General features: G+C 54.8%; 14 protein-coding genes. 1 reads left to right on the top strand and 13 read right to left on the bottom strand.

What is annotated here, in order from left to right; genetic code table 11:
* Positions 1-231: 231 nt before the first annotated feature.
* The 3 genes from AC58P5_RS00125 to AC58P5_RS00115 form a co-directional block, all read right to left on the bottom strand.
* The gene (locus AC58P5_RS00125; protein WP_497383830.1) at positions 232-1,425 is read right to left on the bottom strand and encodes an MFS transporter; all 1,194 of its coding nucleotides are present in this window, start codon (positions 1,423-1,425) and stop codon (positions 232-234) included.
* A gap of 99 nt (positions 1,426-1,524) precedes the next feature.
* Positions 1,525-2,079 carry an RNA 2'-phosphotransferase gene (locus AC58P5_RS00120; RefSeq protein ID WP_497383828.1) on the bottom strand — a complete coding sequence of 185 codons (555 nt, stop codon included), beginning with the start codon at positions 2,077-2,079 and terminating at the stop codon, positions 1,525-1,527.
* A 5-nt stretch (positions 2,080-2,084) separates the two neighbouring features.
* Positions 2,085-3,509: an RtcB family protein gene (locus AC58P5_RS00115; RefSeq protein ID WP_497383827.1), complete on the bottom strand. Its 1,425-nt coding sequence runs from the start codon at positions 3,507-3,509 to the stop codon at positions 2,085-2,087.
* 477 nt (positions 3,510-3,986) lie between these two features.
* Here AC58P5_RS00115 and AC58P5_RS00110 point away from each other — a divergent pair, with 477 nt between their 5' ends.
* The gene (locus tag AC58P5_RS00110; protein ID WP_497383825.1) at positions 3,987-4,160 is read left to right on the top strand and encodes a hypothetical protein; all 174 of its coding nucleotides are present in this window, start codon (positions 3,987-3,989) and stop codon (positions 4,158-4,160) included.
* A 93-nt stretch (positions 4,161-4,253) separates the two neighbouring features.
* On the opposite strand, the gene AC58P5_RS00105 is transcribed toward AC58P5_RS00110, so the two are convergent.
* From AC58P5_RS00105 to AC58P5_RS00060, 10 genes are all read right to left on the bottom strand, one after another.
* On the bottom strand, positions 4,254-5,327 hold the full coding sequence (locus AC58P5_RS00105; RefSeq protein WP_497383824.1) for a bifunctional 3-deoxy-7-phosphoheptulonate synthase/chorismate mutase: 1,074 nt from the start codon (positions 5,325-5,327) through the stop codon (positions 4,254-4,256).
* Positions 5,328-5,734: 407 nt separating this feature from the next.
* The gene (locus AC58P5_RS00100; protein WP_497383822.1) at positions 5,735-6,844 is read right to left on the bottom strand and encodes a DUF3626 domain-containing protein; all 1,110 of its coding nucleotides are present in this window, start codon (positions 6,842-6,844) and stop codon (positions 5,735-5,737) included.
* A gap of 107 nt (positions 6,845-6,951) precedes the next feature.
* Positions 6,952-7,911 (bottom strand): alpha/beta fold hydrolase, encoded by a 960-nt coding sequence (locus AC58P5_RS00095; protein WP_497383820.1) that lies wholly within the window; start codon positions 7,909-7,911, stop codon positions 6,952-6,954.
* A gap of 106 nt (positions 7,912-8,017) precedes the next feature.
* Positions 8,018-8,845 carry an undecaprenyl-diphosphate phosphatase gene (locus tag AC58P5_RS00090; protein WP_497383819.1) on the bottom strand — a complete coding sequence of 276 codons (828 nt, stop codon included), beginning with the start codon at positions 8,843-8,845 and terminating at the stop codon, positions 8,018-8,020.
* A gap of 15 nt (positions 8,846-8,860) precedes the next feature.
* Positions 8,861-9,595, bottom strand: coding sequence for an ABC transporter permease (locus AC58P5_RS00085; RefSeq protein WP_497383817.1), 735 nt, complete (start codon positions 9,593-9,595; stop codon positions 8,861-8,863).
* A complete protein-coding gene (locus AC58P5_RS00080; protein WP_497383816.1) occupies positions 9,588-10,508 on the bottom strand; it encodes an ABC transporter ATP-binding protein in 921 nt (306 codons plus the stop codon). Before AC58P5_RS00080 ends, AC58P5_RS00085 begins: the two co-directional genes overlap by 8 nt.
* An 82-nt stretch (positions 10,509-10,590) precedes the next feature.
* Positions 10,591-11,646 (bottom strand): sensor histidine kinase, encoded by a 1,056-nt coding sequence (locus AC58P5_RS00075; protein ID WP_497383815.1) that lies wholly within the window; start codon positions 11,644-11,646, stop codon positions 10,591-10,593.
* A complete protein-coding gene (locus AC58P5_RS00070) occupies positions 11,627-12,349 on the bottom strand; it encodes a response regulator transcription factor (protein WP_497383814.1) in 723 nt (240 codons plus the stop codon). The genes AC58P5_RS00075 and AC58P5_RS00070 overlap by 20 nt, the downstream gene beginning before the upstream one ends.
* A 211-nt stretch (positions 12,350-12,560) precedes the next feature.
* Positions 12,561-13,475 carry an oligopeptide ABC transporter permease gene (opp4C, locus tag AC58P5_RS00065; RefSeq protein WP_497383813.1) on the bottom strand — a complete coding sequence of 305 codons (915 nt, stop codon included), beginning with the start codon at positions 13,473-13,475 and terminating at the stop codon, positions 12,561-12,563.
* Between the two features lie 12 nt (positions 13,476-13,487).
* Positions 13,488-14,441 (bottom strand): ABC transporter permease, encoded by a 954-nt coding sequence (locus AC58P5_RS00060; protein WP_497383812.1) that lies wholly within the window; start codon positions 14,439-14,441, stop codon positions 13,488-13,490.
* Between the last annotated feature and the right edge of the window lie 43 nt (positions 14,442-14,484).

Genomic DNA, 14,484 nt, shown 5'->3' with positions numbered 1-14,484 from the left:
GTTCTTCTTGGGTCCGCATGAAAAAAAGACCGCACATCTCTGTGCGGTCTTTCGTTGTTCCGGCGGTTCCGGCCGGTATCATGGAATAACCTTGCGGAGCTTCCCGAGTACGGCAGCGCAAAGCAAGACGTTGTGCAACATGCGAGAAACCTAAACGTTCGTTTCCGCATGGGTTGTCGGACAGTCTAACAGCCTGCTTTACTTCTTTGTCGCTAATATCGCTTAGTGCGATCAGGCCGTTTTTCTGTCCAGTGCGAACACCCAGAGCGCAAGCAGCATACCGATCAGAGACAAAACCGCTCCGGCCCACGGAAGCGTCGATAAACCGGCCTGGTTGATGACCATGCCGCCAAGGAAAGCTCCTCCGGCATTTCCGAGATTCAAGGCCGAGTGATTGGACGTGGAAGCAAGGGCGGGTGCGTCTTTGGCCAGCGTCATAATCTTGACCTGAAGGCCGGGCAGCACTCCGAAAGCGGCAACGCCCCATATGAAGATGGTCACCACAGCCGCTGCCGGCAGATAAACCGTATAAGCAAAGACCGCCAAAATAAGCGCCAGTATGGCAAAATTGCCGATCATCACCGGCATCGGCTTCCAGTCCGCCAGCTTTCCGCCCAGTATATTGCCGAATGTAACGCCGAAGCCGAATAAAACAAGAATCCACGTCACACTGTGCTCCGCATAACCGGTAACCTGTTCCAGGAGCGGGGCGATATAAGTGAACACCGTGAACAGACTGCTGCAGCCTATGGCTCCCGTAAGGAGGACAAGCAGCAGCTTCGGCTGCGCCAGGGCGCGGATCTGCCGGACGAGGCTCGATGATTCCTCCCGGGGAATCACCGGAATCAGAGCTAATATTCCGACGAGCGAAATAACGCCCATAACGGCCACAGCTCCGAACGACGCCCGCCAGCCCATATTCTGGCCGATAAACGTGCCGAACGGAACGCCGATAATATTGGCGATTGTTAGTCCCGCCATCATAATGGAGACAGCCGCAGCTCTCCGGTGCGGTTTCACCAGATTGGCGGCGATAACCGATCCGACGCCGAAGAAAGTGCCGTGCGCCAGCGCGGTCAGCAGCCTCGCCCCCATGAGCAGGCCGTAATTCGGCGCGATGGCCGCAACCGCGTTGCCGAGGATAAAGAGCACCATCAGCAGGCAGAGCAGCATTTTCTGCGGCAGCCGGTGTGTCGCGACCGCCAGAAGAGGGGCTCCGACCGCTACTCCGAGCGCATAACCCGTAATCAGTTGGCCCGCCTGCGAGATGGAGACATGAAGATCGCCAGCCACATTGGGCAGCAGTCCCATAATGACAAATTCCGTCATTCCGATCGCAAAAGCGCCGCACGTTAAGGAAATGAGTGCCAGCGGGAACCGGTCCTTGGCCGTTTCCGTTTTACCCGCAAGTTGTGCATGATTCATGAGGTCAAGTTGATCCCCTTTCACCTATTCAATAAGACAATGATTTATGTTAGCACGCTTATTGAATAAACTCCACCCTGCAGGCCCGAGTGAAAATCATTATTGATCGGTAAAGGGACGGCAGCATTCAGACGGTATCCGGTCGGCCAGCCACACCTCGTTTCCGGCGTAATAAAACCGCACACCTTCCTGCCGGGCCCGGACTGTATCTACCTCCAGAATGACAAGTTCTCCTCTCCTCTTTCCCGCCAATGAGGCGAAATGCAGCCCTTCGGAAAGATGGACGTATTGGCGGGACATGGGCAGGAGCCCCTCGGACAAAATTTGCGGAACGGCCTTCCGGTTCGTTCCGTGATAAAGAACAGGAGGCGGGTCTGCCGCCTCGTACGTAATGCGTTCATGGCTGTGCCCGTATCTGGCCCGGATATGACCATCCGTAATCTCGAACCGCTGTTTCTCGCACTCACTTACCACTCTCTCAACATCTTCCTGATGAACTTCTTTGAACCCGGACACACGATTCAAAACGTTTAAAACGTCTTCCAGAGAGCAGAAACCCTCCCCGTCGAGGACGAGCCCGAAATCTCCGGGGGTATGACGCAACATCTTGCTCATCCGTTTGCTTAAGCGTGTATCTTCCTTTGATACCGGCATTGTTATCAAACTCCTTTTACGACAGCCATCGGTTTGCATTTGGCAACGACGGACGCAAGGCCCGCACCGACGACGCTTTCGATAATTTGGTCCACATCTTTATAGGCCTGCGGCGATTCGTCGAGGATCGTTTCGAGGGAACGCTGGTTCACGACGACCTCGTCCTCCTTACCCACGCGCATACTGGCGGAAAATTCATCCACCGTGACGAGCCTTTTCGTAGCACTGCGGGACCGGATGCGCCCCGCTCCGTGGCAGATGGAATGATAATTGGCTTTTCCTCCGTCCGCTCCCACCATAATGTAAGAAGAAGTCCCCATCGAACCCGGGATTAAAGCGGGATGGCCCGTTGAGGCGTACGGTTCAGGATTATCCGGATGATTTGCGGGAAGTGCGCGCGTGGCCCCTTTGCGGTGGACAAACACACGCTGTCCCTCTTCTTCCCTATCTTCCTCCCATGCGTAGTTATGCATCAGATCGTAGAGGGTCGCAAGCTCGAATTTGGAACCGAACACGTCTTTGCCCGCTTCGCGGATGGCATATGCGATAAGATGACGGTTTACGACCGCATAGTTCAGCGCCGAGTACATCAGATCCGTGTATTGCACGGCCAGCGGGTGATCCAGTGACGCGAACAGCAGATTAGGATCCGCTGTCCCCATTCCTTCGGCCCGCATCATCCGTTTGATGTCGCTGCCGCACAGTTGGCTGACCGATCCGCCCCATGCACGCGAGCCGGAGTGGATCATGACGATCACCTGACCGTCAAACAGTCCCCACGCTTCCGCCGTCGCCCGGTTTTCTTCCGCGATTTCCACCGACTGGATTTCGGCGAAATGATTGCCGCCTCCCAGTGTTCCGAGCTGGCGATGGGAACGGTGCCAGACATTTTCCGGCAGCCGGTTCAGCGAATTCTCGTCAAAACCGAAGCGGCTCGATTCCACGTGAGTCAGCGATTTGGCTTTACGCGGCGTATACCCGTCGGGAATGTACTTTTTCGGAAGACCGTGAAGCCCTTTTTTCACCACGGTCTCCAAACGGATGTCGGAAAAATGCCCGCGAGTATGGGAATCGACCGGCAAATACTTCTCAATCGTGCGCACCAGCTTCTTCCGCAGCTTCAAATCCTTCAGTTCGTCCTTGTGCAGATTCGTCAGATGAACCCTCATGCCGCAGCCGATATCGCTCCCCACGATGGATGGGGACACATACCCGTCCTCACGGTTCCAGACGGCCGTCGTGCCGATGCACGTTCCGACTCCGACGTGAACGTCCGGTGTATAGCTCATATAAACCCCGTTCGGGATTTGCAAATTGTTGTTCGCCATTTCGAATACTTTATAGTCCAGCGCCTCGTACAAGGACGGTCCGGCGTACACGTGTACGGTCCCCGAGGGCAGTTTCACCTGGCGGTAATAGTTTTCTTTCATAGATAGACTTCCTTTCCTGGTTGAAAAAACTTATTCAGAAAAATAAACGCAAAAAAACCATGGACTTCGCGTCCATGGCTGTCTGCAGCTCTGTTATTCAGGCCGGCATGCGGAAAAGCATGCGCCTAACCAACTTTCACATGATCCCGTCGAGACCGGTGAAATGGACTTCTCTGTTCAATTGAGTGTGCGAGATGGTAAATGTCATTGTTTCCGGCCTCCTTTCGAATAATTGTACCCATCATACGTTCTTTCGCGGCAAATTGTCAATCCGTACCATGGGGAGAAAATGATTATAATGGTTCTAACCTTAAAAATTATAGGCATACGCTGGTTAAGTTTCGTCCCGTTTTCGAAGAGCTGGGCTCGTGTCTAAACTAACATACACAATCAAGCATCCTCAACCGTTTTTGCTTCAAACGACCAAGAAATTTATAATAGCAGGAGGACGCTACGCTACAAGAAGGAGAATGGACGATGAAGATCTATGTGGTTCTCTCTTTTAACGGAGAGAGTACGGAGAATGTGTGCGTGACGCCGGACGAAGAGAAGGCACTCGCGCTTAAACCGGAAGATTTTGAAGATTGCGATGCGCTGTTCCTGGAAATTTGGGATGACGGCGAAAAAATAGACGATTACCGTCTCGTCTGAAAAAAAGAACCAGCCGGCCCCTTCTTTCCGCAAAGAAAGAATGTGCTCCGCTGGTTCTTTTTGTGACTGTCCCGCTATGCGGGCGCGGGCTCCTTAAAACAAGCCGGATTCCGTTACCGTTTTGTAGAATTCTTCGAATTCCTTGAAATTCAGCTGCTGGGCCGCGTCGGAAAGGGCGGTAGCCGGGTCCGGATGAACTTCGACCATCACGCCGTCCGCACCTGCGGCAAGCGCCGCTTTCGCACATGGCGCCAAAATATCTTTGCGTCCCGTAGAGTGGGTGACGTCGACAAGGACCGGCAGATGGCTCTCCTGCTTGAGGATCGGCACGGCCGAAATGTCGAGCGTGTTGCGCGTCGCCTTCTCGTAGGTGCGGATTCCTCTCTCGATCAGCATCACCTGCGTATTGCCACGGGACACGATGTACTCGGCCGCATTCAGGAACTCATCGAGCGTGGCCGCCAGACCGCGCTTCAGCAGGACGGGGACACGCACGTCGCCGGCCGCTTTAAGCAGCTCGAAGTTCTGCATATTACGCGCGCCGATCTGGATCACATCGATGTAATCGCAGGCGATTTCGATATGCGCCGGGTCGACGATTTCGCTGATCGTTTTGAGGCCGAATTCAGAGGCCACTTCTTTAAGAATTTTCAGCCCTTCGATGCCAAGGCCCTGGAAATCGTAAGGAGATGTGCGGGGTTTGAACGCCCCTCCGCGCATAACCGTCACACCGGCTTCTTTCAGTACAGCCGCGACTTGACGGACCTGTTCGTAACTTTCGACGGAGCACGGGCCGGCGATCATGACAGGCTTGCCGTTTCCTACCGCAACCCCGTCTCCCAGCGTAACGATTGTGTCTTCTCTCTTGTTTTTGCGGCTTACAAGCAGATGTTTCTTCTGGCCTTCCTCCTGGAGGTTAAGCGACGCCTTGAAAATCTGCTTGAATAAATGCCGGACCGTCTCGTGGCTGAACGGGCCTTTATTGAGCGCCACCAGTTCATCGAGCATTTTCTTCTCGCGGACGGGATCGAATTTCGGAACTCCCTGGCGTTCCTTCTCCTGACCGATCTCTTGAACAATCTCAGCCCGCTCCGAAAGCAGCTCAAGCAGTTGACCGTTAATCGTATCCAGCCGTTCACGCAGTGCGTCTAAATTTCCTTTTGCCATCGTAATCTCTCCTTTTTATGTCCAGAAAATAAAAAAAGACCTCTCCTCCGCAAGGGACGAGAAGTCGTGGTACCACCCTTATTCGAGAGAACGGACTGCATAAAAAAGTTCGGTCCTCTCACTTTCGGCCCTGTAACGAAGGGAATACGGGTAACCCTAGAGTAAGCCGCTTGCGGCTGTCCATCAGGTACCGGCTCCGGAGTGAACTTCGGCGGGGACATTTTCTCGGACGCTCTCAGTCGGTGGCAGTCCGTTCCTGTCATAAACGTCAATCCGCTTACTCTCTCCTTCTCAGCCTGTTCAACAAGTAATTTTAATCATTCTAACTCAATCGGAAAAATAAAAGCAAGCTGCCGGTTTAATGCGTAGTCGCTTTATTGTGGTAAAGCAACTTCCGATCCCGGCAATCAGCCGTAACGGACGAGCACATGCCACAGCTGCTTCAAATATTGAAGCACCTCGTCCCGGGTTCCGAAGTCCGCCCATGCTTCCGGCTGGCGATGCAGACTGGCCGCGGCTCTGCCGATCGCGGCTGCATCAAGCCCGTCCGGGGCTGCCGCCTCCGTTCCGCGGGACACAGCAGCGACTCGTCGCGCAAGCGGGGGCATAACGGGACCGCGGAAATCGTCCGGCACGTGTTCGGCGGCAAGCCGGAAGCCGGGGTGCCAGCAGAGCGGGATGCCGTATGCCTCGCTGAGCGCGGCAAGCTGCGCGCCGGTGGCCGTGCCCCGGAATGACGGGTCGGCAACGAGCGCTTCTACATCGGAGTCCATGCGGATCGCCCCGTGAATCTGGGCTTCGATGTAGTCATCGAGGGCGCGGCCGATTCCACCGGCGGAACCGGGCATCCCGTCTTCGCCGTCAAGCTTCGAAGCGGCCAAGCAGCGGGCCGCAAACGCACCCGCATCGCGCGCTTCCGAAGCGAGTGCCGAGCCCGTGATCCGCACCTCTTCGAGCAGAGCCGCCAGCACCGGCATAAACACCTTGCGGGTGCCCGCATGTTCCGGCTGCGCATGACTGTCCCCGTAGGTAAACGTGCACCGGTCCAGGACGCCGGCATTCAGCCGGAAGTGACAGGAGCCGAAGCGCGGCGACGCCCCGTCCGCATAGCGCATCACGTTGAGCGCTCCGTATTTCGGGCGGTCGCACGGCTGCACGTCCTCCGCCTGATAGGCGCCCCCGAACAGACTCCGCTCCCAGCGGTCGCGATCCCCGCCCGGATAAGCGCTCAGTCTGCCGTTTGAGATGCGCGTTTCGAACTGGCTCCGGTACTCGCCGTCCTGCAGGAGCCCTTCCGCAACGGTGCGGCCGCCCGCGACCAGCCGGTCCGGGTGAAAATTCAGCGTGACGCGGGAGCAGGCCAAAACCGCTTCACACAGCTCTTCCGCGGACAAAGCGTCGAAATCCGCCTCGCGCAAAATCCCGGCGGCCTTCTCATTCGCATGCGGCTGCGCCGCCGCTGCTTTGGCCTCGATAGCCTCCAGTGCCCGCTCCTGGCAAGGTTTCAGTTTGTACACGGCGAGTCCTCCCCCGCTTTATTCCGTAGTGATGCCTGACTTACTAACGATTATAGGCCGGAAACGGACAAAGGCCAAGGGAAAAATCCCCGGCCTTCGCGTTAATCTTATAGCTGCTGAAGAAACATAAATTGTTTATCGTTCATTCCCGGAAGGCCTTCATGAGCGAAATCGGGATAGATCTCCAACTGTACCGGCGCCTTCAATTTGTTCAGCACCGCATACTGCGTAGACGGCGGGCACACGGTATCCATCAGGCCGATGCCGAACAAAATATCCGCCGTAATCCGGGAAGCCAGGTGCTGGATATCGATATAGCCCAGCTTGTAGAACACTTCCTCTTCCCGTTTGTGCTGGGGATCGAAGAAGCGGAAATACGTACGCAGCTCCGCGTAAGCGTCCTTGGCCAGATCCATTTCCCAAACGCGTTTGTAGTCGCTCAGAAACGGGAAGTTGGCCGCTGTCTTGCGGATCCGCGGTTCCAGTGCCGCGCAAGCGAGTGCCAGCGCTCCGCCCTGCGATCCGCCCATCGTGGCGATCCGGCTGCCGTCCACTTCCTCGAAATCCATCACAATCCGTGCCAAACGGACCGTATCCAGGAATACATGACGGAACAGAAGCTCGTCGGGATGCTCATCCAGTCCGCGGATGATGTGCCCGTGATGCGTATTGCCCGCAATTCCGCCGATATCCTGGGACTTTCCCCCTTGACCGCGCACATCGAGAGCCGCTACCGAGTAACCGAGCGCGGCGTAAGGGAGGCGCTCCAACCAATCACCGGCATGACCGGTGTATCCGTGAAATTGAAGAACCGCCGGATGCGGCTTGCCGTCTGATTTCGGTTTCACGTATTTCGCGTGAATCCGTGCTCCTTTTACACCGGTAAAATAGAGGTCGAAACACTCGGCGTAAGGGACTGTAAAGTCCGACGGAATCAGTTCCACCTGAGGGTCCACGGAATCCAGTTCGGCCAGCGCGCGCTCCCAGTACTCGTCAAAATCCGACGGTCGCGGATTTCTACCCTGATACTCTTTCAGTTTTTCCAATGGCAGATCGATTAGTGGCATGTGAAGTTCTCTTCCTTCCGGGATATGTATAGTTGGAGGTTTGTTCCTAAACTAATCCGATCATATCACCCGGCTTAAACAAAAAACAACCACAATTTTCAGCCGTCTAAAGCAGCACGATGTAAATAACAGCCGCCAGCGCCAAGCGGTAAATCGCGAACGGAACAAGCTTAATCCGGTTGATCAGCTTCAGGAAGAAGCGGATGGAAATCAGGGCGAACACAAAGGCGCTTACAAAGCCGACGGCGAAAAAAGGGATGGCCTCCGCCGGAATCGAATCCCAACTTTTGAGCAGCTTCAAAAAGCTTGCGCCGGCCATGATGGGAACGGCCATAATAAACGTAAAATCGGCCGCCGCCCTATGGCCAAGCCCCAGAAGCACTCCTCCGGAAATGGTGGAACCCGACCGGGAGAAACCCGGCCACATGGCGAGACATTGGAACAAGCCCATGCCCAGCGCTTGTTTATACGTCAGCCGGTCCACCGTATCTGTCTGGGGGACGGCCGGCCGCCGCCATTCCGCAACCAGCATCAGGACCGCTCCGAGTACAAGACCGATGACGACCGTGCGCGTGGAGAACAGATACTCGTCGATATAATCTTCGAAGAGAACACCGAGGACACCGAAAGGAATGAGTCCCACGATGACCTGAAGAAGGTTAAGGCGCGGACCTCCCTCTTCCTGACCCGGCAGTTTTTTAAGTCCGAGCAGGTTCATAAAGCGGTCCCACATCAGAACGACTACGGCCAGTATAGAGCCGAGCTGAATGACGACCTTGAACGTGTTGGCCGCCTGGGGAGTGAACAAATCTTTGGTCTGGAACCAGACATCATCCACGATAATCATGTGGCCGGTGGAAGAAACCGGAGCGAACTCCGTAAAACCTTCGACCAGTCCGAGTACAAACGCCGCAAAAGCTTCCCATAGATTCATAGCCGCATGCTCCTTTTATTGAATGTCCGATTTGTTCAAGTAAATAATCGTTGCCGCCAATCCGGCGATAGATGCGGCCAGAATGACAAGGACGGAATACAGAACCGGGTATTCGGGCACGTAGGCTTTATTGGCGATCACGTGAACCGCCGACCAGGGAAACAGGGCGCTGTACTTCTTGTCTACCAGGGCTACGTTCACCATCGTGACAATCGCCGTGAAAATAATGGTCGGCACGTAATTTTTGAACCAGAACGTAATGAGAATCGAAGGGGTCGACAGCAGGAAGAGCAGAACCGCCCCGATCAGATACCGGCCAAGCGAATACAAGATAACGTGGATCGTGAGCCCGTCGAATCCGCCGATCAGTCCGAATACGAACGTCATTCCCCAGGATACAAGCGTCAGCGCAACGATCCAGATCAGCAGCATGAGCAGTTTGCTAAAAAGCAGACTTGTCCGCGATACGGGAATGGTCAAGAGGTTTTTCATCGTGTCCTCGACATATTCCCGGTTGAACAGATAGGCCGTTATGACGCCGTACAGCAGAGTACCGCTGAGCAGCAGCACATACATGTTCGTGTTGTAGAACGAGATCTCGTACGTGACGGATGTGTCCGGTTTTTCGCTTTTCATGTTGAGAAATCCGATAAACATAAGGACAGGCGCGGCGGAGGCTCCAATGACGCTGACCAGGAACATTTTCGCGCGTTTTAATTTCAAAAGTTCGGTATACAGCAGATTAACCAATCGTTCCGCCTCCTATCAGCTTGATGAAATAATCCTCCAGCCTGTCTTCACTGATCGTAAGGCGGGAAACGTCGATGCCGTTCTCCACGAACAACCGGTTCAGACTGGCCTGACGGCCGATATGGGAATAAACGCGGATTCTGCCTTCACCCCGGACTTCGTAATCGTGAATGTCCAGCTCTTTCTCCAGCAGCATAGCCGCCTTATTGTCGTCCGACACCTGAAACTCCAAATGCTTGCGGTTGCGCGTCCGAAGTTCTTGGAAGGAAATCTCCTCCAAAAGCCGTCCCTGGTGTATGATTCCGATCTGATCGGCCAGCTGTTCGATTTCGGGCAAAATATGACTGGAAATGAGAATCGTCATTTTCCTTTCCTCGGCGAGCGATTTGATCAGCCTTCGGATTTCCTTGATCCCGATGGGATCGAGCCCGTTCGTCGGTTCGTCCAGAATAAGAAGCTCCGGATGATGCAGGACGGCTCTCGCTATGCCGAGACGCTGCTTCATGCCCATCGAATACTGTCCGACGAGCTTTTTCGTTTCCTGGTGGAGGCTGACGATTTCCAGCGCGTCCTGGATCGCCGTTTTCTTATGGACGCCCATCAGCCTCGCGTTGATCAGGAGATTTTCGGCACCGGTCAAATTTTCGTAAAAGCCCGAATGCTCGACGATCGAACCGATCCTTCTCAAAAGATTTCGTTTCTGCTTGAACAAATTTTCACCGAAAATTTCGATTTGTCCTTCCGTGGGCTTAATCAAACCCAGCAGCATCCGGATCGTGGTCGTTTTCCCCGCCCCGTTGCGTCCCAGGAAGCCGTAAATCTGCCCCTGCCCGACGGTCAGATCCAGGCGGTCCACCGCTTTCTGATCTCCGTAAGTTTTGGTCAATCCCGTTGTTCTGATAATGGCGCTCATGGTTCCCTCCTGCTCCGTATGGTTCTTTTCTCTGTCTCTATTCAGGATAAGCAGCCGATTTTAAATGCCTCTTAACAAGTTCTTAATTGTTTCTTAAAATGTCGTCCTCAGGCTGGAGTCCATTGCCCATTTCCGGCAGAGTCAGGTAAAAAGCGGTCCGTACCCCCGGCTCGCTGTCCGCTCCCAGCGTTCCTCCATGCTTTTCGGCAAGGGCTTTCGTAATCGCCAGCCCCAGCCCGCTCCCGCCGCCGGCCCGGCTTCTCGACTCATCCGTCCTGTACATCCGGTCAAAGACGAGGCCGAGTTCCTCTGTGGGAATACCCGCTCCGTTGTCCCAGACCGTCAGGCAGTACTTCCCCTGCGCCAGGGACAGTTCCAGGCCGAGCTTATTCCCTTCCGCTCCGTGCTTGACGGCGTTTTGAATCAGATTATTCAGCATCCGCAGAAGACTGACCCGGTCCGCGACGACGGGACAAACTTCTTCAGGGAGCCGGAGAACAAGCTCCAGCCCCGCTTTATGCAGCTCCGGCAGAAATTCGATGACAGCTTCGCGGATGGTTTCGGCCAGATCCAGCCTGGCGGGCTGAAGCCGGATTTCATCGGCGTCCAGTTTAGCCAGCAGAAACACTTCGTCGATCAGCTTTTTCAAGGCGCCGGATTTCCGGGCCAGAACGTCCAGATACTGCCGCTTCTGTTCCTCGCTTGCCGCCACCCCGTCTTTCAGGGCATCCATGTAGCCGATGATGGACGTCAGCGGAGTGCGGATATCGTGCGAAATATTCGAAAGGAACCTTTTGCGGCCCGCCTCGGTTTTTATCGTGTAAACCTGGAGCTTGTCCAGTTGTCCGATCAATTCATTGACCGAGAAAATGACTTCGTTCAGAGCCGGATCGTCGTTCGCCAAAATCCGGGTGTTCACGTTTCCTTGGAGCGCCCTTGCCAGCTGACGGTTAAGGTCGCGGAGTCTGGCGGTATAACGGAATCTGGACATGAGCAGCCCGGCTGCGGAAGCAAAAAGCGCAGCAAACAGCACCCCGCCGGTCATACCGTTCGGGGTGCCGACTGCCGTAATCCAGGCCAGAGCCGCCAGTAAAATCAAATGGATGATACCGAGCAGCTTAACGGGATCTCTCTTCATATCTCTCTCCTGCGAATTTATATCCGATCCCCCATACCGTTACGATTCTTTTCGGATCGGACGGATCTTCCTCGATTTTTTTCCGCAGCTTGCGGATATGGACCATGACCGTATTATCGTCTTCCAGGTAATCGCTGTTCCAGACTTGGCGGAATATTTGAGTTTTCGTGAATACTTGCTCGGGGTGCGTCATAAAAAATTTCAACAGTTCGAACTCTTTAGCCGTTAAAGCGATCTCTTCCTCGTCCTTGGACAGCATGAACTTCTTCGGGTCCAGTTTCAGATCCCCGGCCGATAGGGCCGTTTCCCCGGCGAGGCCGTTTTCGCTGCCTAACACCTTGTATCTTCGCAAATGAGCCTTGATCCTGGCGATCACTTCGTGAATACTGAACGGCTTGGTGATATAATCGTCGGCTCCAATGCTCAGTCCGACTAATTTATCCACTTCCTGATCTTTGGCCGTCAGCATCAAGATAGGCACGTTCGACGTCTGGCGAAGCCTTCTGCACACCTCGATCCCGTCTACTTTCGGCATCATCAGATCCAGCACGATTAAACTATAGGAGCGTTCCTCCGCAAGCCGGAGCGCTTCTTCCCCGTTATGAGCCGTGTCCGCTATGTATGTTTCTCTCTCCAGATACGTCTTTAGCAGATCCCTGATTTCTTTCTCGTCGTCTGCTATAAGAATGTGAATTTCCGTCATCCATGCACCTGCTTCGCAACAATTTTGCCTCTTCTTGTACACTCCAGTTTACCGAAATCTCCATTAAAAGCCAACAAACCCGCACATATGCAAAAAGAACCGTAAAAAAGCTGTTTCCCTCCAACAAAGGGAAACAGGCAGCTCCGCACATCCTCAAAAAGCCTCCTTTACCGCCTGCGGCGGAAAAAGAGGCTCGTGCGGATACACTTGTTTACGGCTGGGAATCCAGGGCGTCGCGCAGTCCGTCCCCGACAAAGTTTATGCTCAGAACAACGAGCAGAATCATGGACCCCGGCGGAATCCAGAGCCAGGGCTGTTCCGTCAACACGGTCAGAGACTGGGCGTCCGTGAGCATATTGCCCCAGCTGGCGGTCGGCGGCTGAACGCCCATGCCCAGGAAGCTGAGTCCCGCCTCGCTCATAATGGCGGAAGCAACGCCGAATGTAGCTTGGACGATAATGGGGCCGGCAGCGTTCGGCAGGATATGCTGGAAAAGCATACGGGGTGTGCCGTAGCCCAGGGCTATCCCCGCTCTGACATAATCCAGCTGCTTGATCGTCAGGACGCTTCCCCGGACCAGACGGGCGACACCCGGCCACGAAAACAAGGCCAGTACCAGGATGATTGTGCTCATATCCGAGCCCATTACCGCCACGACGACCAGGATAACCATCAGAAACGGAAACGCCATGAACATATCCGTAATTCGCATAATCACCATATCCAGCCAGCCTCCGAAGAAACCCGAAACCAGACCGACCAGTGTTCCGAATGTCACATACAGAAAGACCGAAGCGAAACCGACGATCAGTGAAACCCGGGTCGCATAGACCAGCCGGCTGAATACATCGCGGCCGACCTGGTCAGTACCCAGCCAGTGCTCCGCGGAAGGAGCAGCCGAGAAGACGCCGGTCACTTCCTTCGGATCGTACGGGACGATAACCGGAGCAAGCAGGGCGACGGCAATCAGCAGCAGAGTCACGGCAGATCCGGCTACGGCCAGCTTATGCCGTCTGAACTTCAGCCAAGTTTGCCGCCACGGTCTCGGCGAATCCGGCTCGGATTCCGTCTCTGCCGCTCCGCTGTGGAAATTCGTTTCACTCAGTTTCCATTCGGTTAGCGCCACAGCTTCCACCTCCTATCCATTGTAACGAATGCGCGGATCCGCTGCGGAGTACAGAAGATCGGTCAGCAAATTCGTTGCCAGAACGATACAAGCCGCAGCCAGGTTCAGCCCCATTAGCGTGGGATAATCCCTGGAGAGAATCGATTGAATGGTTAACTGGCCGATCCCCGGCCACTGGAAAATTTGCTCGATGAGAATGCTTCCTCCGAGCAGAAGAGGAATTTCCATCGCGATGACGGTAATCATCGGGATCAGCGCGTTACGGAGCGCATGCTTGTTCGTGACGATAAAAGGATGCAGTCCTTTTGCCCGGGCGGTCCGAAGATAGTCCTGCTTCAGCACGTCAAGCATGCTCGCCCTCACGTACCGGACCTTCTTGCCCGCGATAAAAACGCCAAGCACAAAGACCGGAAGAATCATATGGCGGATCAGATCCCAGACGCCCCCGCCGGCTCCCAGCGTGTACATTCCTCCCGTCGGCAGAATTCTTAACTGGACGGCAAAAATATAAATCAGGCTGAGTCCGAAAAAAAACTGCGGGATCGAGGTTCCGATAAAGGACAGACCCGTCATGAAATAATCAAATTTTGTATTTTGCCGGACCGCGCTAATAATTCCGACGGGTACGGCGATCAGCAGGCCGAGAGCCAGCGAAGCCGCCGCAAGTCCCAGCGTAGGCCCCAGTCTTTCGCCGATCAAGGTGCTTACGGGTGCATACGAGCTGAACGAATACCCCAGCTCTCCGTGCAGCAGGCCGCCGAGCCACTTTAGATACTGCATCCACAGAGGATCGTTCAAGCCCAGCAGTTCTTTGCGCGCGTCCAGCAGTTCCTTGGGCATCGTGGGATCGATAAGCATGTCGACCGGGTTGCCCGGAGCCATGTTGATCAGGAAAAAATTAATGACCGTGATGCCGAATAAAACGGGAACGGCAATCAGAATCCGCCGGATCGTATACGGAAGCATAAGCGAAGCTCCCTCCTTTCCCTTTCCGCCGAATCGTTTGCAT

The sequence above is a fragment of the Paenibacillus sp. JT31N7 genome, assembly GCF_059692095.1.
Note: the sequence above shows the minus strand (reverse complement) of the source record. Positions and strands in the feature narration are given on the sequence as shown.